General features: G+C 60.4%; 19 protein-coding genes. 12 read left to right on the top strand and 7 right to left on the bottom strand.

All coding sequences use genetic code 11. The features are described from left to right. Positions 1-58 precede the first annotated feature (58 nt). Entirely contained in the window at positions 59-1,810 is a 1,752-nt protein-coding gene (locus GKKCFE_RS16355; RefSeq protein ID WP_445576842.1) for a sulfatase-like hydrolase/transferase, read from the top strand. A 156-nt stretch (positions 1,811-1,966) separates the two neighbouring features. Here GKKCFE_RS16355 and GKKCFE_RS16350 read toward each other — a convergent pair whose 3' ends face one another. Continuing rightward, complete coding sequence (locus GKKCFE_RS16350) at positions 1,967-3,886, bottom strand: acyltransferase family protein (RefSeq protein WP_445576841.1); 1,920 nt, start codon at positions 3,884-3,886, stop codon at positions 1,967-1,969. Between the two features lie 247 nt (positions 3,887-4,133). On the opposite strand from GKKCFE_RS16350, the gene GKKCFE_RS16345 reads away from it, so the two are divergent. From GKKCFE_RS16345 to GKKCFE_RS16325, 5 genes are all read left to right on the top strand, one after another. Beyond that, positions 4,134-4,802, top strand: coding sequence for an ABC transporter ATP-binding protein (locus tag GKKCFE_RS16345; RefSeq protein ID WP_047228530.1), 669 nt, complete (start codon positions 4,134-4,136; stop codon positions 4,800-4,802). Then, positions 4,802-7,270 (top strand): ABC transporter permease, encoded by a 2,469-nt coding sequence (locus GKKCFE_RS16340; protein ID WP_445576840.1) that lies wholly within the window; start codon positions 4,802-4,804, stop codon positions 7,268-7,270. Before GKKCFE_RS16345 ends, GKKCFE_RS16340 begins: the two co-directional genes overlap by 1 nt. Continuing rightward, positions 7,260-8,333 (top strand): lipocalin-like domain-containing protein, encoded by a 1,074-nt coding sequence (locus GKKCFE_RS16335; protein WP_445576839.1) that lies wholly within the window; start codon positions 7,260-7,262, stop codon positions 8,331-8,333. Before GKKCFE_RS16340 ends, GKKCFE_RS16335 begins: the two co-directional genes overlap by 11 nt. 65 nt (positions 8,334-8,398) lie before the next feature. After that, positions 8,399-8,641 (top strand): hypothetical protein, encoded by a 243-nt coding sequence (locus GKKCFE_RS16330; RefSeq protein WP_047228527.1) that lies wholly within the window; start codon positions 8,399-8,401, stop codon positions 8,639-8,641. Between the two features lie 31 nt (positions 8,642-8,672). After that, positions 8,673-8,843: a hypothetical protein gene (locus tag GKKCFE_RS16325; RefSeq protein WP_445576838.1), complete on the top strand. Its 171-nt coding sequence runs from the start codon at positions 8,673-8,675 to the stop codon at positions 8,841-8,843. Between the two features lie 313 nt (positions 8,844-9,156). Here GKKCFE_RS16325 and GKKCFE_RS16320 read toward each other — a convergent pair whose 3' ends face one another. The 4 genes from GKKCFE_RS16320 to GKKCFE_RS16305 form a co-directional block, all read right to left on the bottom strand. Beyond that, a complete protein-coding gene (locus GKKCFE_RS16320) occupies positions 9,157-9,675 on the bottom strand; it encodes an Hcp family type VI secretion system effector (RefSeq protein WP_047228526.1) in 519 nt (172 codons plus the stop codon). Between the two features lie 230 nt (positions 9,676-9,905). Then, positions 9,906-11,282, bottom strand: coding sequence for a 2-oxoadipate dioxygenase/decarboxylase HglS (hglS, locus tag GKKCFE_RS16315; RefSeq protein WP_445576837.1), 1,377 nt, complete (start codon positions 11,280-11,282; stop codon positions 9,906-9,908). Between the two features lie 156 nt (positions 11,283-11,438). Continuing rightward, on the bottom strand, positions 11,439-12,368 hold the full coding sequence (locus tag GKKCFE_RS16310; protein WP_047228524.1) for an alpha/beta fold hydrolase: 930 nt from the start codon (positions 12,366-12,368) through the stop codon (positions 11,439-11,441). 16 nt (positions 12,369-12,384) lie between these two features. After that, complete coding sequence (locus GKKCFE_RS16305; protein WP_445576836.1) at positions 12,385-13,839, bottom strand: flavin-containing monooxygenase; 1,455 nt, start codon at positions 13,837-13,839, stop codon at positions 12,385-12,387. A gap of 182 nt (positions 13,840-14,021) precedes the next feature. On the opposite strand from GKKCFE_RS16305, the gene GKKCFE_RS16300 reads away from it, so the two are divergent. The 3 genes from GKKCFE_RS16300 (at position 14,022) to GKKCFE_RS16290 (ending at position 16,810) form a co-directional block, all read left to right on the top strand. Then, positions 14,022-15,107 carry a diguanylate cyclase gene (locus GKKCFE_RS16300; RefSeq protein WP_445576835.1) on the top strand — a complete coding sequence of 362 codons (1,086 nt, stop codon included), beginning with the start codon at positions 14,022-14,024 and terminating at the stop codon, positions 15,105-15,107. A 124-nt stretch (positions 15,108-15,231) separates the two neighbouring features. Then, positions 15,232-15,918, top strand: a complete 687-nt coding sequence (locus tag GKKCFE_RS16295) for a cysteine hydrolase family protein (RefSeq protein WP_076383957.1) — start codon at positions 15,232-15,234, stop codon at positions 15,916-15,918. Positions 15,919-15,922: 4 nt separating this feature from the next. Beyond that, a complete protein-coding gene (locus GKKCFE_RS16290) occupies positions 15,923-16,810 on the top strand; it encodes a LysR family transcriptional regulator (protein ID WP_274090733.1) in 888 nt (295 codons plus the stop codon). A 122-nt stretch (positions 16,811-16,932) separates the two neighbouring features. Here GKKCFE_RS16290 and GKKCFE_RS16285 read toward each other — a convergent pair whose 3' ends face one another. After that, entirely contained in the window at positions 16,933-17,850 is a 918-nt protein-coding gene (locus GKKCFE_RS16285; RefSeq protein ID WP_047228519.1) for an AraC family transcriptional regulator, read from the bottom strand. 247 nt (positions 17,851-18,097) lie between these two features. Here GKKCFE_RS16285 and GKKCFE_RS16280 point away from each other — a divergent pair, with 247 nt between their 5' ends. The 3 genes from GKKCFE_RS16280 (at position 18,098) to GKKCFE_RS16270 (ending at position 20,846) form a co-directional block, all read left to right on the top strand. Next, positions 18,098-19,120, top strand: coding sequence for an alpha/beta hydrolase (locus GKKCFE_RS16280; RefSeq protein ID WP_445576834.1), 1,023 nt, complete (start codon positions 18,098-18,100; stop codon positions 19,118-19,120). A 121-nt stretch (positions 19,121-19,241) separates the two neighbouring features. Beyond that, positions 19,242-20,462 carry an MFS transporter gene (locus GKKCFE_RS16275; protein WP_107322266.1) on the top strand — a complete coding sequence of 407 codons (1,221 nt, stop codon included), beginning with the start codon at positions 19,242-19,244 and terminating at the stop codon, positions 20,460-20,462. Between the two features lie 123 nt (positions 20,463-20,585). After that, the gene (locus GKKCFE_RS16270) at positions 20,586-20,846 is read left to right on the top strand and encodes a hypothetical protein (protein WP_173406760.1); all 261 of its coding nucleotides are present in this window, start codon (positions 20,586-20,588) and stop codon (positions 20,844-20,846) included. A gap of 75 nt (positions 20,847-20,921) precedes the next feature. On the opposite strand, the gene GKKCFE_RS16265 is transcribed toward GKKCFE_RS16270, so the two are convergent. Then, complete coding sequence (locus GKKCFE_RS16265) at positions 20,922-22,073, bottom strand: mechanosensitive ion channel family protein (protein WP_047228517.1); 1,152 nt, start codon at positions 22,071-22,073, stop codon at positions 20,922-20,924. Between the last annotated feature and the right edge of the window lie 147 nt (positions 22,074-22,220).

Here is a 22,220-nt window from a genome sequence, read left to right as displayed (position 1 = left end):
GCTGCTAACGTGCAGAAAACGACCCTCTATCCAACGCCGCCCTATCGCCGAGAAACACATGCTCCGATACCTCAAGGAACTGTTGCTGGTGCTGTACTTGATCAGGGGATATGACTATTACCTTGATCGTCTGAATGCCTTGGGTCTGGGATTTGCCACGTTGCTGTTCGGCGCGATGTTCGTGGTGTTGGTGGTGGCGCTGTGGATGAGTGCGTACATCCGCCAGACCTCCGTGCGCCACCTGTTTGCCCTGGCGATGTTTGGTTCGGCGGTGTTTTTCGAGGTTTACACGAGGGTGACCGATAGCTATCTGACGTACAGCCAGTTTGTGTCGCTGGTGTATTCGGGTGGTTTTATCGGGGAGGCGGCTTCGCAGTACCGCGAAGTGATTGTCAGCGCCGCCACCGGTGGCCTGTTGCTGCTGCTGGGACTGGGTCTCAAGCCTCGGCGGTCGGTGTCATTGCCCGGTTATTTGCCAATCGCCGCACCTGTGTTGGGCGTGTTGTTGCTCAGTGGTGTTCTGTTCGTCCGGGCGGGCGAGGGCGCGCGGGGGTTACCGGTGATGTACACACCGCTGGCCTATCTGAATCTGTTCGTTTACGAAGCCCTGCACAACACCGTCGGTCCTCGGGAGCCGATCCGCCTGACGCGGCCAACATCGCCGATCGAGCATGATATTGTGCTGATTATCGATGAAAGCGTCGCTGGGAATTATCTGGATATCAATACGCCGTTCGGCGTGCACACGGGCCTCAAGACCCCGCCCGATGGGGTGCAGGTGTTCAATTTCGGCTACGCGGCTTCCATTGCCAACTGCAGCGCCGACACCAACGTCACCTTGCGTTACGGCGGCACCCGGGCCGATTACGTGCGCATCAACAGCACGTTGCCGTCGATCTGGCAGTACGCTAAAAACGCCGGGTTGCGCACGGTCTATATCGACGCCCAGCGTACCGGTGGTCACCTTCAGAACCTGATGACCGACACTGAAAAAAACGATATCGACGACTTCGTGCAGTTCGACCGCACCCCGGTGTTCGAGCGAGACATGGCGGTTGCCGCGCAACTGATCGAGCGGTTGGGCAATGACCGGGCCGAGCTGGTGGTGGTGAACAAGCTCGGTGCGCATTTTCCCGTGCACGACAAATACCCGGATGAGTTCATGAGCTATCGTCCCGCACTGCCGCGTGGGCGCTTTCTCGAAGTCGCCGATACTGGCCAGCGTGACGGTTTTGATGGCCGGACCCATGACTGGGAGCTGTACCGCAACGCTTACCAGAACACTTTGCTGTGGAATGTCGGAGAGTTCTTCAGGCGGATCTTCCAGCAGGCCGATTTGGGCAACGCCGTGCTGATCTACACCTCCGACCACGGCCAGGACCTTCACGAGCGCGGCAACCCTGGGCTCAATACCCACTGCGGCGGTGACCCGGTGGCGGAGGAAGGGCTTGTGCCGCTGGTGGTCATAGAAGGCGCGCGTTTGCAGACCCTGGATTGGCAGCGGGCATGGGCACAGAACAAGGACCGCTCCAGCCACTACAACATCTTCCCGACGCTGTTGCAGTTGATGGGGTACGACCCGGCCGGTGTTGAAGCGACCTATGGGAAATCCCTGAGCCAGCCGACCGAAGACGCCTTTACCTTCAACTACCGCTTCAATGCGCGGCTGGGGGCGATGCCTGAATGGAAACACATCGACCTCAAGCACATTGTCACACCAGGCCCGGTTCAGGCCGAGATGGCGGCGGGGCAGGCGGGGTCGATGTTGAATGTACCGCCGTCATCGCGAGCAGGCTCGCTCCCACAGTAGTCCGAGTTGTCCGCAGGTCTTGCATGCCGCCGCAAATCCCCTGTGGGAGCGAGCCTGCTCGCGAAGGCGGTGGGTCGGCTTGCAGCATAGAATCTCCCACAGTAGTCCGAGTTGTCCGCAGGTCTTGCATACCCCACAACCCTGCGGGGAGGGGGCTCACTGGGTTGTGGCGATCGGGCCGAGTCGGGCCGGGTCGTGCAGTAGGGAGAATCCCAGCTCGCGCAATGTGCGGCCGATGAAGCGTGAGCCCACGTCATTCAAGTGTGCGTCATCGCGGTACAGCAACTGCCCGTCCATGATCGGGCTGCATAGCCCCGCTGGGCAGATCACTTGATTGGGGTCGATAAAGCGCACCTGGGGCAGTCTGGCGCGTATCCCCTCCCAATACGGCGCGGTGACGTCCAGCGGTGCCGAGCATGGGCGATCGGTGCCGAACATCAAGCGGCGCACGGGGCAGGTCGCTGCATTGTCGATGTTCTGGTTGCGCAGAATCACGATGACCTGGCCGGTGTTGTTCGCCACGTGCTTGATGCTCGCTTCGATAATGTGCGCAGCCGACGCATCTCTGGGCCAGGCGCCGGCCAGCACGACGTATGGGTAGTGGTTCTGCTTGATCAGCTCGAACACTCGGTCGTTGCGCGCCATGCAACGGTCGCCATACGCCTCGGACACCTCGGTGGCATAGCCGAAAATCGGCGGGCAGGCGTCCAGTGTGTAGTCCATTAATCTGATGCCGTTGGGTTTGGCCAGGATATCGACCATGCCCGTGAAATGATTGGCGAACGAGTCACCCACCATCATTCCGTCCAGTTGCTCCTTGTGTGCACCGAGCTGGCAATCCGGATCAGGTTCGGCGCTGTACCGCGCACTGGGCATATGGCAACCGCTGCGAAGCCTGTTCGGTTTGCTCAGCGCCATGGCCTCGAGCCTCGACACTTCAGGCGCAAAACGCTGTGGGAAGCCGTTCCATTGCAGGCTCAAGGTCGCCAGGACGGCCAGCCCCAGGGCCGGGACCATGAATCGGCGGACCAGTACTCGGGGAAACTGCAATTGCGCGCCAGTGCGCCGAAAGGGAATTTCGACATACCGCCAGGACCACCAGGACAACAGAATCGACACCAGCGCCAGGGACATGCCCACAGAAAGGGTTATCTCGATGCCCAGGTAATTCAGGTAGGCAATCAACGGCCAGTGCCATAAATACAGCGAATAGGAAATCAGGCCTATGAACACCATGGGCCGGTTGGTCAGCAGGCGGGAGCGAGCCTCACCGCTGCCGGCCAGAATCAGCAGTGCCGCGCCCAGGCAAGGTATCAACGCATTGACGCCGGGGAAGGGGGTGTCCCGGCTCAGGGCAAACAAGGAAAAACCAATCAGCCCATACCCCGCCGCTGTATAAGCCAGCACTTCTATCCTGCCGAGTGTACGTGGCTGATAAAGATAGATACCCAGTGCTCCGCCTAGCATCAGCTCGAAAAAACGTGTGGGCAGCAGGTAATAGGAGGCCGTGGCGAAGACGTTCGTGGCGTATTCGGAAAGCCCCACCGCCGCCACGATACCGACGGCCAACACCGGCAGGACATAACGCGGTGTCAGGCGATAGAGCATCAGGATCAGCAGCGGCCAGATCACGTAGAACTGCTCTTCAATCCCCAGGGACCAGGTATGCAGCAGCGGCGCTTCGCTGGCATCGGCGGCGAAATAGTTGCCGTACTTCATCCAGATATAGATATTCGAGACCCCCAGCAGGGAGAACAGCGCACTGACGTTGAGCCGCGTCAGGTCGGCGGGGGAAAGGATGAAGGCCCCTGCGATCACGCTCGCCAACAACACAGTGACCAGTGCGGGCACGATGCGATTGATGCGCCGCTGATAAAAGCGCTTGAGCGAAAAGGTGTTGCCCTTGATCTCGGAAAACACCTGGGAAGTGATGAGGAAACCCGAGATGACGAAAAAAATATCGACCCCCACGAACCCGCCTGGCAGCAGGTCGGCGTTGAGGTGATGGATGAGTACGGCCAGCACTGCAATACAGCGAAGCCCATCGATATCGAGGCGATATTTTGTTTGAGGCATGTCGGCGATCGTCCTTGAATAGGAGGCAATCCAGGTGCGTCATGTTTATGACGAATTTGCCGACTGCATGTAAACGGCACGTATTAGTCATTGATTGATAGCTGGAAATTTATGCTTTGCAAGGCGTCGGGCAAAACAAGGCGGGGCAGACGACCAGCGGTGTTTGCCCGTCGCCTGAGCGCATCCTTGGTCTGCCCGTCAGCCAACTCCGCTATCCTGAGCCTCACGTTTACCCATGAGCCTTTTCATGCTTGAAGTTCGCGACGTATTTAAGAGCTATGCCACGCCGCAAGGGCCATTGCCGGTGCTGCAGGGTATCGACCTGACGTTGGCCCCTGGCGACAGCCTGGCACTGATGGGTGAGTCCGGCAGCGGGAAAAGCACCTTGCTGCATCTGGTTGCCGGTCTGGACAAGGTCGACCGTGGCAGCATTCGCTTTGGCGAGCGCAGGCTCGACGGCATGAGCGAAAGCCAACTGGCAAGCTGGCGACGTACACAGATCGGCCTGGTGTTCCAGCAGTTCAACCTCATCAGTAGCTTGCCGGTGGAGGATAATCTGGCGTTCCAGGCGCGTCTGTGCGGTCGCTATGACCCTGCCTGGCAGACCCATCTGGTGCAACGGCTCGGCCTTTCGCAACTGCTGCACCGCTATCCCGAACAGCTGTCCGGCGGCCAGCAGCAACGGGTGGCATTGGGGCGGGCACTGGCCTCGCGGCCGCCCTTGTTGCTGGCCGACGAACCCACCGGCAGCCTCGACGAAGCCACCAGCGACGAGGTGCTGCAACTGTTGCTGGAGTTGCTGGATGGCAGCCCGACGAGCCTGCTGATGGTGACCCACAGTCCCCGGGTGGCGGCCCGTCTGAGCCGTCGAGTGGTCTTGCAAGGCGGACGTCTGGCGCAGGTGGCCCAAGGGTGATGATCCTCCGCCAGACGCTCAAGGCCTTGCTCAGCCATTGGCGCCAGCACCCGGTGCAGTTTTTCAGCGTCCTGACCGGGCTCTGGCTCGCCACCAGCCTGCTCACCGGCGTGCAGGCGCTCAACAGTCAGGCCCGGGACAGTTACGCTCGAGCCAGCCAGTTGATTGGTGGCGAACCCCAGGCCAGCCTCAGTGCGCCCGGCGGCGGCACCTTTACCCAACAATGGTTTGTCGATCTGCGTCGCCTGGGATGGCCGGTGTCTCCCGTGTTGCAGGCTCGGGTGACGCTGCAGGGGCACGAGGATCAGCGCCTGCAGTTAATGGGCATCGACCCGGTGTCTTTGCCCCCCGGAGCGGCAGTGGCGGGGCAGGTCCGGGAGATGGCAGACGTGGTGGAGTTTTTCACTGAGCCTGGCCGCACCTGGATCGCTGCGCAGACCTTGCAGGCCTTGGGGCTGAGCGAGGGGGACCGGCCCCGGACGGTCGATGGACAATCCCTGCCACCGTTGCTTGTCCAGGCGGACATGGCGCCCGGCGTGCTGCTGATGGACATCGGCTTCGCCCAGCAGGTGCTTGGACGGCCGGACCAGCTGTCGCGCTTGCTATTGCCTGCCACGTTCAACGCGCCCTTGCCGACGGCGTTCAACGGCCGGCTGCAGTTTAAGCACGCCGATGAAGAAAACAATCTGTCGCGCCTGACCGAAAGCTTTCACCTGAACCTCGACGCCTTGGGGGTGCTGTCCTTCGTGGTGGGGTTGTTCATCGTTCACGCCGCCATTGGCCTGGCGCTGGAACAACGCCGCAGCTTGCTGCGAACCTTGCGGGCCTGTGGCGTCAGTGCGCGGTTGCTGGTCATCAGTCTGGCTCTCGAACTGGGCGCCTTGGCCTTGCTCGGCGCAATCGCAGGAGTGCTCAGCGGCTACTGGCTGGCGAGTCTGTTGTTGCCCGATGTCGCGGCGAGCCTGCGCGGCTTGTACGGCGCCGAAGTGGCCGGCCACCTGAACCTCAGCCCTTGGTGGTGGCTCAGCGGCGTGGGCTTGGGTTTGCTCGGCGCGTTATTGGCCGGCGCCGACAGTTTGCTGCGGGCGGCGCGCCTGCCGCTGTTGGCGCTGGCCAATCCCCAGGCCTGGCATCAGGCCCATGCCCGCTGGCTGCGGCGCCAGGGGTGGGTGGCGACATTGGCGGGGTTGCTCGCGGTATCGGCGTTGATCTGGGGTGACAGCCTGGGCAGCGGTTTTGTCTTGATGACGGCGTTGTTGCTGGGCGCTGCCCTGGCTTTACCGGTGTTGCTCAGTGGCACGCTGAAGTTGCTGTTGCGCCGCAGTCGTTCGGTACTTGGGCAATGGTTTCTCGCCGACTGCCGTCAGCAATTGCCGACGCTGAGCCTGGCACTGATGGCGTTGCTACTGGCTCTGGCGGCGAATATCGGTGCCGGCAGCATGACCGCAGGTTTTCGCCAGACCTTCAGTGACTGGCTCGAGCAACGGCTGACCGCCGAGCTGTACATCAATCCGCAAACCCCGGCCCAGGCGGGCGAGCTGCACGTCTGGCTCAAGGAGCAGCCGGCGATCACCACGATATTGCCCAACTGGCAGGTTTCGATCTCTTTGCAAGGCTGGCCGACGGACATCTACGGCATCATCGATCACAGCGCCTATCGTCAGCATTGGCCGTTGCTGGAGTCGGTTTCCGACAAGCCTTGGGAGCAACTGGCCGCGGCTGACACGTTGATGCTCAGCGAACAACTGGCCCGGCGTCTCAACGTGAATATTGGCGATCGATTGACGATCCCGACGCCCCAGGGACCCTGGACGCCGCGCCTCGTCGGGATCTATGCCGACTACGGCAACCCCAAGGGCCATGTGCTGGTCAATGCCGACCACTTGCTGCGGCATTGGCCGCAACTGACGCCGAACCGCTTCAACCTGCGCATCGAACCCTCCGCGATCCCGGCGTTGCTGACGGCGTTGCAGGCCCGGTTCAGCCTGGATGACAGCCGAATTGTCGATCAGGCGCGGCTCAAGGGCTGGTCGACGCAAGTATTCGAACGCACCTTCGCCGCCACCGCTGCCCTCAATAGCCTGACGCTGGCGGTGGCCGGGGTGGCGTTGCTTATCAGTCTGCTGACCCAGAGCCAAAGCCGCCTCGGTCAGTTGGCGCCGCTGTGGGCGTTGGGGGTAACGCGCCGGCAGTTGATGCTGCTCAATCTGGGCCAGACCTGGCTGTTGGCGCTATTGACCCTAGTACTGGCCTTGCCACTGGGCATCGCCCTGGCCTGGTGCCTGGATGCGGTAATCAATGTGCAGGCCTTCGGCTGGCGCCTGCCGTTGCGGGTATTCCCGTGGCAATTGGCGCAGTTGCTGGGCCTGGCGATGCTTGCCACGCTGCTCGCATCGGCCTGGCCGCTGTATGCGTTGTACCGCACGCAACCGGCGGATTTGCTGAGGACCTTTGCCCATGAAGATTAAACTGGGCTTGATGCTGATAGCGCTACTGCTCTGCGGTTGTGATAACCGGCAACCGCCGCCGAAGGGCTTCGCCGGCCTGGGTGAGCAGGCCGGCGCATTCACGCCCGTGGTGCCGGGGCGGGTATTCAGTTTTCCCGCCGATCATGGTGTTCATGAGGGGTTTCGCATCGAGTGGTGGTACGTCACTGCCAATCTCAAGGATGCCGAGGGCCGCGATTACGGTGTGCAATGGACGCTGTTTCGCAGCGCCCTGAACGCCGCGCCCCAGGCCAGCGGCTGGCGCAACCAGACGATCTGGCTCGGTCATGCCGCGGTCACTTCCAGCGCCGTCCACCATGCCGCCGAGCGCTATGCACGGGGCGCAGTGGGGCAGGCCGGGGTGCAGACGACTCCTTTCGACGCCTGGATCGATGACTGGCGGTTCGCTACACAAGCGTCGGGGGCCGATCCATTGGCGGACATGCAGCTCAAGGCCAGTGGCCCACACTTCAGTTATGAGTTGCGCCTCACGTCGACGCGTCCGCTGGTGCTACAGGGCGATAAGGGGTTCAGCCAGAAATCCGAACAGGGCCAGGCGTCGTACTACTACAGCCAACCGTTCTTCCAGGCCAGCGGCCACGTGGAAATCGATGGCCAGCGTTATACGGTCAGCGGCCCGGCCTGGCTCGACCGCGAATGGAGCAGCCAGCCACTGACTGCGAACCAGACGGGCTGGGACTGGTTTTCCCTGCACCTGGACAGCGGCGAGCATGTGATGCTCTACCGCATGCGCCACAAGGAGGGGGCGCCATACCTCACGGGCACCTGGATCGATGCCCAAGGCCAGACGCAAACCTTGCATGCCGGGCAGATCAGCCTTGAACCACTGGACACCGCCGAGGTTGCCGGGCGCTCAATGCCGGTGCGCTGGACGATCAAAATCCCCGGCAAGCGACTCGACATCACCACCGATGCCTTGAACCCCAACGCCTGGATGAACCTGCGCATTCCCTATTGGGAAGGGCCGGTGCATCTGAGCGGCAGCCACGGCGGCAACGGTTACCTGGAAATGACGGGCTACTGAGAATCGCCGGAACTCCCCGGGAACGTCGACCCTCATACCTTATGAATGCCTCTGAGGAGTCCGTCATGAGTGATGACCTCACACTTCCCTCGCTGGCCGACTGGCAGCGCTTGTTCGACGACAAGACCTACTGGCAGCAGTCGCCCGACGTCCATTTCACCGAGCTGATGCGGGTGGCCGATGACCTGTTCGGCCAGGGCGCTATCGACCTGGCACAGTGGCAGGAACTCAAGGCCAAGGCCGAACAACTGCACCATCGTTCACCCGACGCCAACGTCGCTGAAGAAGTCGCCGATCCTGACGCCTGACGCGCAGGCCCGAAAAACCAAGGAGTTCGCCATGAAACCCAGTGATCAAACGTCGCACAATCCAGACGAGCCGGCGATGCCGGGTGAGGTGGAGCGTGACAACGACGCCCTGCGCCCCAACGATCCGGCTAAACGCAAACAGCAGGAAGGCGATACTGAAGCGGGGGAGACGGATGCACAAAAGACCGGGCGACGGGGCTGAGGATTGATAGACCGCGGGGTCTTGAAAACGCATTTTTTAATGCTGCTTTACTTGCCCGGTCTTGTTCGGCGTAGCGGATATGTTTTTTTATACTGCTGTTGGATTTTGTATAGCTGTTTGTATAGCTGTTATTGATTGGGCGTTAATTATGACGACTAAAGATAAATAATTATTTAAACAAGCTCCCGGACATATTTTGCAAGTTCCACTATTATTATGCCCGTTCGCCCAGTGTCAGGCTCTTTACCAGTGCATGGAATGCCGAGGCCGTCGCACTGGGCGAACACCATCCTGAATCAATATCTATCGACGATTATCCAGCGACCGGTGAACGCCAGTCATCGGAGCCCGACGTGCCGCTGACTTCGTGGGTCCAGGTGATCTTGCGGTAGGTGAAGTGCACATCTTCCAGATGGGTGAAGTGCGCGTTCGCCGGGTCCTGGCAGTTGAGCATGTAGTCCTTGATATCGACGATGATCGCGTCCTCCAGAGTGGTGGTGTAGTAATGCTCCTGGGTGCCGGCCGCCGAGGTGCGGTACCACTGGATCTCGACTTTGGTCAGGCGTTCTCCGCAGGTCAGGGCCGCCAGCAGCAGCGGCGAGGCCTTGTCGAACACCTTGGTGATGACCAGGGGTTTATGCACGCGTTGGCCGGTTGGCTGACCCGACTGAGGATCGCGGGGGATGATGACCTGGTGCTCGAAGCCTTGCACCATGACTTGATCTTCATGACCTTCCTGGTAGGTGTTGCCCACCGAGTCGGCCGTAAAGGCGCCGGCAGTGATCAGACCTTGTTTGGTGCCTTCGATGGACATGTAAGCGGGGGTAGCCAATGGATGCTCTCCTTGCGGGATAACTAAAGGGACCTGGGAAGGGAATCGTCCCCAGGTGGCCTGACGGTTATCAAGAGCTATGCCAGCTTCTATAAAAGCTATGTATATCAATAGGTTGGGAATAATCGCCAGTCCATGAGCGCTCCGGCTACAGAGGAATGCGCGCGGGGAGTTGCGTAGTTGGCAAGCCGGATGCGCAACTTCTTACGCATTCGGCTTTCCGGTTTTTCCTACATTCCCAGGGCGGACATGCACTCATCCATCGAGCGCTGTTGCGTTTCGGCATACAACTGCAGCTCATCGATGGTCGGTTGTCCCAGCGCTTGCTCGAATGCCTGGCGATTGGACTGTCCGGCGTAGTGAATTTGGGCGGCATCGCCGAGGTTCGACTGGAAGATGCCGGCGGCGCTCACTGGCAGGAAGTCCTCGTACACCAGGGGTTCGGCGTGGAGGTATTGCGCTTCCAGCAAGCGTTCCAGCGAGACCGGTTGCTTGATCGTGCCTTTGGCAGCGAGGCCCTTTGGCGTCACGAAATAGCGAAAGTACGCCAATGCCTGTCGACGCAGCTCATCGTGGTTATCAGGGAACTGGGCAAAATGCTCGGTCATCAGTGCGTTATAGCGTTCGGCGTTGGCTTCGTTGGGAAACTCCCCCAGCGCATCCCGAGCGGCGTTCAGCAACTGATCGTAGAGTGCGCGACCTTTCGGGGTGAGGGCGGCGCCCCGTTGCTCGATTTCGCCGAAGCGGGCGCTGTGGCTGCCTTGGGAGTGGGGCTGGTCGGTGAACGCTACAGGTTCGTCGAGCGCCTTGAAGCTGGTCTGCCGCAGCAGGATCGGGCACTGCCGACGGGGCGGGCCTTCGACGACTGCCTTGGGGGTGATGCCGTGCACGGGCATCTGGGCCTGCACGATGTCGATGTCCAGGGTGCGTGGCGTCAGGTGATTGATGTGCGGGCCCTTGAAAGCCACCACGTCGGCGATCAGCCGATGCTGGGCGCTCAGTTGCCGATATTGCTCGGCCGTGACGGTGGCGCTGTGGTGCCAGCGAAAGGTTTCCAGGGCTTGCAGGACGAAGTCATCAGCCTGTGGTTCGGTCAGACCCCCTTGGCGTTCGGCCAGGTCGATGAGCTGGAGCGCCGTGGAGGTGAAGATCTGGCGCTTGTTCAGTACCGATTCGGCAAAGGCCCGAAGCTCGGCGTTTTCGATCAGCTCCAGACGCAGCAACGAGGTAAACACCCGGAACGGGCTGACCTGCAAGGCGCTTTCATGCACGGCTCGAAATGCCGTGGAATGCACAGGCACCCCGGCGGGCGTGAGGTCGTAGTAGCCCACTGGCTGCATGCCCATGACCGCGAACAGACGCCCCAGGGTTGCCAGTTCTGCGGCGGTGCCGACACGGATCGCGCCGTGGCGCTCCAGGTCCAGACGCTGGAGTTCACCGGTACTGCGCAAGTGTTCGGCCAAGTGCGGGTCGTTGACCAGCACCTGGGCATTGGTCTGTTCCACCAGGTTCATCAGTGCCCCGTACAGCGGCACCTCGTCGCGGTACATGTCGGACATCGCCTTGGAGAAGCGTTGGCGGATCAGGTCGGGACTGACGAAGCTCATTGTGAGAATTCCTGGCGCAAGCTGTGGGAAAGTGGAAGGAAAGATCGCAGCCTTCACCAGCGTCGACAAACGAAGAATCTTCAGGACTTCATTCTGTCAGGGACTGATCCGCCCACTTCACCGTGGCTCAGGCAGCCTTAAAGAGCGGCATCAAGGTCACTGGCCCAGGCCCTTGAGAAAGTCGCGATACAGCGCGGCGGTTCTCCCGGGTCGCTCGACCATGGGCATATGGCCTACCCCCTCCCAGATTTCCACACGCAAGTCGGCGATGCCCTTGCTCCATACGGGCACACTGCTGACGTCAATCAGCCGGTCCTTGCGACCCCAGAGCAGCAGCGAAGGCGCGCGGATGTCGGGCAGGCGCGGCTCCATCGGCGGGCTGGCGCGAAAATCCACGAAGATCTCTTCCAGTTCATCCCGGCGTTGCTCATAACGCTCGGCCAGCGCCGCCAGCACCACACTCGGCACCCACGGCGGCGAGGCCATCGTCATCGCGTAGAAAGGAGCGAAGTCGTCCCGCGAGCGCACCAGAAACGGGTTGTGGCCGGCTGCCAGGTGCCGCTCCATGTCGCTGGGTTCGGGCGCGGTGACGCCGGCCGGGTCGATCAGGGCCAGGGTGAGTATCCGTTCCGGGGAGGTCGCTGCCAGCCAGGCGGCGAGATGACCGCCCATGGAGTTGCCGATCACATGGACCTTGTCCAGGCCGCAGGCATCCAGCAGTTCGATCACCCGTCGGGCCTGGGTCGGGATGTCATAACCGCCGCCGGCCTTGAAGCCGGTTTCGCCATGACCGGCCAGGTCAGGAATCACCACCCGGTAGTCGCTGACAAAATGCCGGGCAAAACGCAGCCAGAGGTTCTTGTCGGCGCTGTAGCCGTGCAGCATCAATATGCTGCCGGACGCTTCGTAGGGCCCGCCTTGCCAGGTCGACACGGTCATCTCGCTGATGGGCACCGTGATCTTGTGCAGTCGGTACAGACGCGCTTCCAGGGCCATGCCCATGTCGTACAGCACATGGCCGATGCCTGGATACGTCAGCCAGCTCCAGGCGATAAACACGGCGAGGACTACCCACAACACCAACATGCTTTGCCCTCCAGGGTCAGGACAGAATGTGATCGGCCAACCGGAGCCGACGAGTCAGATAGTGATAAGTGAAGCTGAAACCGGGGAACATCGCGACGACGTGGCCGCTTTTGCTTTGATACCAGCTGTGACAGCCGCCGGATTTCCATACAGTGCGTTGCATTTCCCGGTGGATCATTTCGGTGTAGCGCTGTTCGGCGGCAGGCTGCACTTCGATGCTGCGCAGGTTTTGCCGGTTCAAGGTGCGGATGCAGTCCAGGATGTAGTTCATCTGCGACTCGATGATGAACAGTGCCGAGGTGTGACCGATGCCGGTGTTGGGCCCGGTCACGATGAACAGGTTGGGGAAGTCCGGCAGGCTGGTACCCAGGTAGGCGCGCGGGTATTGGGCCCAGACGTCGTGCAGTCGGGTGCCGTTGCGGCCGGTGACGGGATAGGAAATCACCCCGTCGGTGGCGTTAAAGCCTGTCGACCAGATGATCAGGTCCAGCGGGATGTGCTGGCCGTCCCGGGTGATGATGCCGGTTTCATCGAGGGCGGCGATGCCGTGCTCCTGGCCATGCACGCTGACGTTGGCCCGGCACAGGGCCGGATACAACGTACTGGACAGGATGACGCGCTTGCAGCCGATCAGGTAGTCAGGAGTCAAGCGACGACGCAGAACCGGATCCGGCACTTGGCGCTCAAGCATGTTCAGGGCCTGGCGCTGGACCATGCGAACCGCCGGCCGTGAATATTTGAACGCAATCACCCGGGTTTCGAATTGCCAGTAGATCGACCAGCGCAACAGGGTGCGCATCGGCGCCAGGCTCAGCAACCAACGTTCGAGACGGTTGAACGTGCGGTCGCGGCGTGGCAGTACCCAGTGGGGCGTACGCTGAAACACGTGCAGATGGGCGACTTCTGGCGCAATGGCCGGGATGACTTGGGCGGCGCTGGCGCCACTGCCGACGATGGCAACGCGTTTGTGGCGGTAGTCGTAGGTGTGGTCCCAATAATTGGTGTGAAACGTCTTGCCCTGGAAGCGATCCCGGCCTTCGAAATCAGGGATCACCGGTTGGCTGAGGGGGCCTGTGGCATTGATCAGGAATTGCGCATGAAAGGTCCCTAGGCTGGCGGTGTCGACGATCCAATGTCGGGCATTGTCGTCCCATGCCACCCGCTGCACATTCGCGCCCAGTTGTACCTTGTCCTGCAGGGCGAAGCGTTCGATCACGTGCCGGGTGTAGCGGTGCAGCTCCTCCTGGCCGGCGAACATCCGGCTCCAGTCGTAAGCGGCGAATGAGAGCGAATACAAGGGCGACGGCACGTCTACCGCCGCGCCGGGGTAGGTGTTCTGGCACCAAGTGCCGCCGAAGAAATTCCGTCGCTCCAAGAGCAGGAAATCCGTTATGCCCTCTTTGAGGAGATTGATTGCCGCGCACTGGCCCCCGAACCCGCTGCCGATGATCAACACCTGATAGCTGCGCATGGGCCTCCTTTCTGGTGGTGGTTGCCGATTCCCTTTGTCATGTATAGCCAAAATCCGAGCGGAGCCGTGCATTTGATGGCGAATAAATAACCCTTCATCGATGGTGGCTATTTGATGCTGCCCTGATAGACTCCAAATAACCCTATCCCACAACCCGGGAAGCCCTCGGTGCAGAGGCCTCTATGCAAAGAACGGGACGAAAGGGACTGTCATTGGCCAGGAGGCTTTACACCTCACGAATCCTGGGCCTGATGCTAGGGTTGTTGTTGGTGAGTGTCGCCGTCTATCCCCTTGACCCGGCACCTTGGGTCTGGTGGGCCATGCTGTTCAACGGCTTGTTATGGCCGCATGTGGCCTATCAGTGGGCCCGTCGCGCGGCGCTGCCGTACCAGGCTGAACGCCGAAACTTGCTGATTGACGCCTTTCTTGGCGGTTTCTGGGTCGTTGCGATGCAATTCAATCCGCTGCCCACGGCCGTTACGCTGGCAATGATGGCGATGAACAACGTCTCCATCGGGGGCTTGCGTTTTCTGTTCGCCGGGGCGGCGGTCCAAGTGACGGGCATCGCCCTGGGCCTGGCGATCTTCCCGTTGACCAGTGTGCCGATGACCAGTTCGGCGCAGCTCTATGCCAGTTTGCCTCTGTTGTGCATATATCCGCTGGCGTTGGGCTGGATCTGTTTTCGCCAGACCGCCATCCTGGGCCGGCAAAAGCGCGAGTTGTTGGCCCTGAGCCGTACCGACAGCCTGACCGGTCTGCTCAATCATGGGGCGTGGAAGGACCGGCTTAACGAGGAGTTCCAGCGCTGCCTGCGACAGCCACACGATGGGGCTGGTCACGGCGTGATTGCGCTGATGGACATCGACCACTTCAAAGCCATCAATGACACCTATGGCCATGGCGCTGGTGACATCGTGTTGCGTCAGCTGGGCAAGATGCTCAAGCAAAACCTGCGGGCCACCGACATTGTCGGACGTTATGGGGGGGACGAGTTCTGCGTGATTCTGCCGGACCTGACGTTGCACAATGCCGTGCTGGCCATGGAGGGCCTGCGTGAGCGGTTCGCCCTGCTCGGCTACGAGCAGGCCCCCGCGCTAAAGGGCAGTCTGAGCATTGGCCTGGCCGCCTTCAACCCGGCCTATGGCGACGCCACTCTCTGGCTCAACGACGCCGACCAGGCGCTTTACGAGGCCAAGACCGGCGGGCGCAACCGGGTCGTTTGCCATCGGCAGTGCCAGATGCTCGAGGAACCGGCGGTTTCTTTCTGATTCAACCGAGGAAGAGGGTTTATTTGTGCGTAACACAAACAAGTCCTGTTCCAGCCGCACTGTGTTCCGGCCTGAACTATCCCCCTAGGATTGCTTCACTCAACCACTTGTGAAGGAATCCCTCATGCAACGTTTTACCCGTCGTTTGCTCGCCGCTTGTGCGTTCTCCGGTATTGTCGCCAGCACCGGCGCATTGGCTGATGCCCATCCCACCATTCGAGCCATGGCTGGCGCGGAGCCGGTCAACCAACTCCCGGCCGGTAAAACCGCGTTACTGGTAATCGATTTTCAGAACGAATATTTCACCGGCAAAATGCCCATCCCTGACGGCGCTGCTGCGTTGGCCAATACTCGCGAACTGATTGATTTCGCCGATGATCACCACATGCCGGTGTTCCATATCCAGCACATTGCGCCGGCCGGTTCGGCGGTGTTTGCCGAGGGTGGCGAAACCGTGAAATTCCATCCGGACATGCAGCCCCGGGCCCAGGATGTTGTCTTGCAAAAGACCACTGTCAGCGTCTTCGGCAGTACCGACCTGGACAAGCGTTTGAAGAGCGCTGGTATCGAAAACCTGATCATCTCCGGTCTCATGACCCACGCGTGCGTGGCCGGTGCTGCCCGTGATGCGGCGCCGCTTGGCTACAATGTGTTGGTCGCCTCCGATGCATCGGCTACCCGTGCGATCACCCGGGTCAGTGGCGAAGCGATCGACAAGGACGCCTTGCACAAGGCCGCACTGGCCGAGGTCGAGGATACTTTCGGTGATGTGATGACCACCGCCCAAATCATCAAGCTGCCGGTACGCTGAAAATATGAATCAGATGCTCGCCATGCGCGTGTTTCGCTGCATCGTGGAGGCTCAGGGGTTTTCAGCCGCGGCCGAACGACTGGACACCACTCATTCGTCGGTGTCGCGCAACTTGCAGCAACTGGAGTCTGTGCTGGGCGTGCGTCTGATCAATCGCAATACCCGACGCATGAGCCTTACGGCAGCAGGCGAGCGCTACTACGCCGCTTGCGTGGATATTCTGGATCGCGTTGATGCCGCGTCCCAGGCGGTGACCCTGGAACAGGAACGGCCCTCCGGGCTGCTGCGCATCAGTTCACCGCTGGTGATCGGTACGCTGGAGCTGGCCCGTTGGTTGCCGGGGTTCCAGGAGCGCTATCCGGACATCCAGGTCGATTTGTCCTGCTCGGATCCGCTTGTCGATCTGGTAGCCGATGGGTTCGATGTGGCATTACGGATTTGCGGGCCGTTGGCCGACAGCAGTCTTGTCGCGCGCTTGCTCAGCGTTTCGCCGCTGGTTCTGGTGGCGGCACCGGCCTATGTCTTCAAGCGCGGGCTGCCTCGCGGCGTTGCTGAACTCAACGACCATCGGCTGCTGACGTATGCCTCGGCCACGCAGTGGGTGCTGGTGGGGGAAGCAGGGGAGTCGAGCACGGTGGATTGCGCCAGCAGCTTTCATACGGACACCATCACTGCCTTGCACGCCTGCGCTCTGGCGGGCGGGGGCATTGCCGCGTTTACCCTGGCGACGGTGCAAGATGACTTGCTGACGGGAAGACTGGTGCGGATTCTGCCTGAGTACACGCTTGGGCAGCGGCACTACTATGCGCTTTACCCGCATGCGCGGAATTTGCCGGCCAAGGTTCGAGTGTTTGTGGATTACATGGCGCAGTATTACGGCGCCAGGAACTGATGGACCTTGGACTGAACAGCGCCGGGGCCTGAAAAGCCCGGACAACGTTGCGACGATTTGAACGATGTAGCTGAGCCGTGGCGAGGGAGTTCCCTCGTCACAATGGGGCAAGCCACAATGAATCAAACAGCCTTGGTGTGATCGGCTGGCCCGCGCAACGTCGCAATATCCCGCTTGGGCGGCATGCCAAACAAACGGCCGTATTCACGGCTGAACTGCGAGGGGCTTTCATAGCCCACTTTGAAGGCCGCACTCGCCACGTCCATATGCTCATTGAGCATCAAGCGCTTCGCTTCGTTCAACCGTAGCCACTTCTGGTACTGCAGCGGACTCATCGCGGTGAGCTGGCGGAAGTGATGGTGGAAGGTGGGGGGGCTCATCTGCACACGCGCCGCGAGGTCCTCTACGCGGATGTGTTCGGTGTAATTCAATTTCAGCCAGTCGATGGCTTTGGCGATCCGGTAGCCCTGGCTGTCCACGGAGGCGATCTGACGCAGCCGCGAAGCCTGGTCGCTCATCAACAACCGATAATGAATTTCTTGTTGGATCAGCGGCGCCAGTACAGGGATCGCGTCAGGCTCATCCAGCAGCGCCAACAAGCGTGCGAACGGCGCCAGAAGCTCAGGTGTTGCTGTACCAATGCCTGCGCCAATTCCGATGGGCCGGTCTCGATACGGCGTCATGCCGCTCTGGGCGACCAGATCGGCGACCATGCGCAAGTCGAGCTTGAAGACCAGGCCCAGGCAAGGTTGCTCCGGGCTTGCCACCATCACTTCAGAATTGGCGGGGATGTCCAGCGAAGTGATGAGAAATCGTGTGGTGTCGTATCCATACGCCTTGCCACCTACCCATACCTGTTTCACGCCTTGGGCCACGAGCACGATGCTCGGTTCGATCATGCAGATGACGGGACGCGCCGGGGCTTCACGTCGAAAGAAACTAAGGCCGGCCACCGGCATATCAAAGTCCCCCGTCTGTGGGGTCCGGGCGTCAATGATTCCGGCGAGCGTCTCTTGCAGGGATTTGCGTTGGGTGGTCATGGCGGGTTCGGGGGTTGTCCAGGGCTGATAGCTATAGGCAGAACATTAACTCGCCAAGCGAAGCGCTGCCTACATGAAGTGGGCGAACTCATAGGATCGGGCAAGAAAAGCAGCGTAATGCGCTACCTGAAATCCGGGTTGGGCGCTGAGAATTTGATCCGACCTGACTCAGGAGATCATTACTCAATGCATGTTCGAGCCTACGCGGGCGACACCCCTCGAATCACTCAAACAGAAGGACTATCCAGTGAAAAGAATGCTGCTTGCCCTCGGTCTGCTTATCGTCTCTTGCTCATCCATGGGGGCTGATATGTCCAACGGTGCTGACAACTTCTACAAAAGTGACAAGGTGACAGTGGAAAAGGTCGCCTTCAAGAATCAATACGGGATGGAGGTGGCAGGTAATCTGTTTGTCCCAAAGGGACTGGACCCGAAGGCGAAAAGCGCCGCCATCATCGTGGGTCATCCCATGGGCGCGGTGAAGGAGCAGAGTTCCAATCTGTACGCGACCAAAATGGCCGAGCAGGGTTTTGTTACGCTCTCCCTGGATTTGTCGTTCTGGGGGGAGAGTGAGGGTACGCCGCGCAATGCGGTGTTGCCGGACATGTACGCAGAAGACTACAGCGCTGCGGTGGATTTTCTCGGCACCCGGCCGTTCGTCAATCGCGAGCGCATCGGCATCATCGGTATCTGCGGCAGCGGCGCTTTTGTCATCAGCGCAGCCAAGATCGACCCGCGCCTGAAGGCCATCGCGACGGTCAGCATGTACAACCATGGCGACTTGTACCGCAAAGGCCTGGGTAACTCGACAACGGCGGAACAGAAAAAACAGTTCCTGGCCACGGCAGCCGAGCAGCGCTATGTGGAGTTTATCGGTGGGAAAACCGCGTACACCTCTGGCTCACCGCTGAAATTGACGGGCGATGCCATCGCGGATGAGTTCTTTGACTTCTACCGGACCCCGCGTGGCGAAGTCACTCCCGCCGGCGCTTCGCCGCAGACCACGACCATGCCCACGCTGTCCAGCAACGTCAAGTTCATGAACTTCTACCCGTTCGATGACATTGAAAGCATCTCGCCGCGTCCTTTGCTGTTTATCACCGGCTCCGAGGCGCACTCGCGTGAGTTCAGTGAAGATGCCTACAAGCGGTCTGCGCAACCCAAAGAGTTGCTCATCATCCCGGGCGCCAACCATGTGGACCTTTACGACCGGGTGAACCTGATCCCGTTCGACAAGTTGGCCGGGTTCTTTCGCAACAATCTGAAGTAACTCCCTCAATCACGCCATCACTTGGCACCTCTTGTCCTGCGGCAGCGATCTTCGGTGCCGCAGTTCGTCCCCTCGAGTCTTCAGTGGACCCGACGCTCAAGAAACACAGGATTCATATCCCATGACCGATAGCGTATTGCCCATCTCCCAAGACCGCCCCACGTGGAGCGCGGTGCTTGCCATGTCCCTCGCTGCGTTCGCCCTCGTTGCATCGGAGTTCATGCCGGTCAGCCTGCTCACGCCCATTGCGGCCGATCTTCACATTAGCGAAGGGCAGGCCGGTCAAGGCATCGCCGTGTCTGGCGCCTTCGCCCTGATCACCAGCCTGTTCATTGCATCGATTGCCGCTAGGGTGGACCGTAAAAGTTTGCTCCTGCTGCTGACACTGTTGATGATCATTTCTGGAACCGTGGTCTCATTGGCACCCAATTACGCGGTATTCATGGCCGGACGCGCACTGATCGGCGTTGCGATTGGCGGCTTTTGGTCGTTGTCAGCCGCCACGGCCATGCGGCTGGTGCCGGATCAGCAGATCCCACGGGCCCTGGCGATCGTCAATGGCGGCAATGCGTTGGCGACGGTGGTGGCGGCGCCGCTGGGCAGTTTTCTTGGGCAGATAATCGGTTGGCGTGGCGCGTTCTTTTGCATTGTGCCTGTCGCCGCCACCGCTTTGGTCTGGCTGCTGTTACGCCTGCCCTCCATGCCGGCACAGACGAAGCAGGGTAGCGCCAACGTGTTCAAATTGATGGAGCGAGCCCCCATAGCCTTGGGCATGCTGGCTGCCAGCGCATTCTTCATGGGTCAATTCATGTTGTTCACCTATCTACGACCGTTCCTTGAAACGGTGACGCAGATGAGCGTGTCTTTGCTTTCGTTTGCATTGCTGGTGATTGGCGTGGCCGGTTTGCTCGGTACCTTTGTGATCGGTGCGTTCTTGAAAAATGGCCTGTACCGGACGCTCATCGTCATCCCGTTGCTGATGGCAGCGATTGCACTTGCCCTGGTGGGGTTCGGGGCGTCGGCAACCATCACGATTATCCTGCTGGGACTTTGGGGTTTAGTGGCCACCGCTGCCCCCGTCGGCTGGTGGACCTGGCTGGCGCGAACGCTGCCAGATGATGCCGAAGCAGGGGGTGGATTGATGGTCGCGATCATTCAGCTTGCGATTGCGGCGGGTGCCACGGTGGGCGGCATCCTTTTCGATCTGAGCGGCTATCAGGCGACCTTCGAAGCCAGCGCGGTTGTGCTGGGTGGTGCAGCCGTTCTCGGCATCCTGGCTGCACGGGCCGCGGTTCGGGATTGCCCAGACATCCGCGCCCGGGCGCAAGCCAAGGCCGTTTGAGCAGATGACCGTTGAGCGCCTGCGGTTGGTGGCACATTGATATATTGGTAGGCTAGGGGCTCGTTACCTATCGAGTGGGTCAGTGTGACTACCGAGCGAATTTTCCAGTTAGAGCAAGCCCTTATGGCCGTGATCGCTGCGGCGGGAAAGATGGGGGTCTGCAGTGATGAACTGTGCGCGCAGGCGGTGGGCGGGTTGATGTTTGAACACCATTGGAGCTGGGCAAACGCACAGTACGCGCAAGGGGCGGCCGACGAGATCGACAACGCGTTGAGCCTTCTCGTAGGGAAACCGCCGGTGGAAAACAGGTCGCCGGCGATTGAGACCGGCGCCAATGCGTTGCTCAATCCGCCAGCTAATTCGCGGTCTGTCAGTTTTATTTGATACGAGTGGGCGCCCATTTGCGTGTGCGCCCTCATCGCGAGCAAGCTTTGCTCCCACAGGGTAAATGCTTGGAGGTTAATGCTGCGAGCGATATTCCGGCGCGGCTTCCAGCGAGGTCTTGTGAGCGTTTTCCTTGGACGTTTGCCCCTGCGTATCGGGTAGCGAGGCGACATGAACGGTACGGGCCGGGATCGCAAATCGCACACCGATTCTGGCGAATTCTTCCATCATGCCCAGGTTGATCGCCTGTTGGACATCCATGTAAACGTTGTAGCTGGGGTCCAGCACGATGTACACCGTTTCGAATTCCAATGCGCTTTCGCCGAAACCGCGAAAGTGCGAGCGGTCGAAGCGGGTCTTTTCCTGAGCCTTGATGATGTTTTCGACGATGACCGGCACTTGCCTTAGCTGTTCTGTCGAGCAGTCATGGGGCAGGGCGAATTCAAAGACGATCCGTCGTTCCTGAAGCCGTTTGTAGTTCTGAATGGTGGTGCTGATCATTCCGGCATTGGCCATCACGATCTGCTCGCCACCCAGGCTGCGGATCCGCGTGGTTTTCAAGCCGACATGTTCCACGGTGCCGGCCAGGGAACCCACGACAATGAAGTCGCCGACCTCGAACGGTTTGTCCACGGCGATGGACAGCGAGGCGAACAGATCACCGAGGATGTTCTGCACCGCCAGCGCCACGGCGATACCACCGACCCCGAGGCTGGCGATAAAGGCGGTGATGTTCACGCCTAGGTTGGAGAGCATCGCCAGGAGCACCACGGCCCAGAGAAACACCTTCGCGCCCCACAGGCTCAGGGTGGCCAGCGCGCTTTTCTGGTGGATGTCGGAGTGGCTGTGGCGGGCGAAATAGTGCAGCAACGCCAGGGCAATTGCCCGGTTGGCCCAGAGCCCCACCTGCAAGGCTGCGACCACGAACCAGAGGCTGCTGACCCGGTCAAGCCAACGCTCCGGCAGGTCCAGGACGCCGACGCCAATGAGGATGGAGGCCAGTAACAACAGCGTATTGCTGGTACTGGACAGTACTTCGACGGCGATGTGGCTGACATACGCATCGGGTTTCTGTGCCCGGGCCTGCACTTTTCTCAACAGCAAGCCGATGCCGGCCCTGACGATGATAAAACTCACCACCATCACACCCAGGGCCAGGAGCCAGTTGGCGATGGAGATGCCGAGTAATTGGGTATCGGTAAGGAACTGAAGAGAGCTTGAGTCCATGTGAACGGTCACCTGTGCCATTGCTGTTCAGGTTTTGGCCCTTGCCGACTTTGGTGTGAGAACCTGGGCAGGGCATGAACCTGGTTAGTTCGCGCAAAGCACGGGCCGTTCAATTTTGTTCTGCGCGAGCAGTTGCGTAGGAGAGTG

It is taken from the genome of Pseudomonas sp. E141 (genome assembly GCF_052659885.1).
This window is presented reverse-complemented; position numbering and strand designations above follow the sequence as displayed.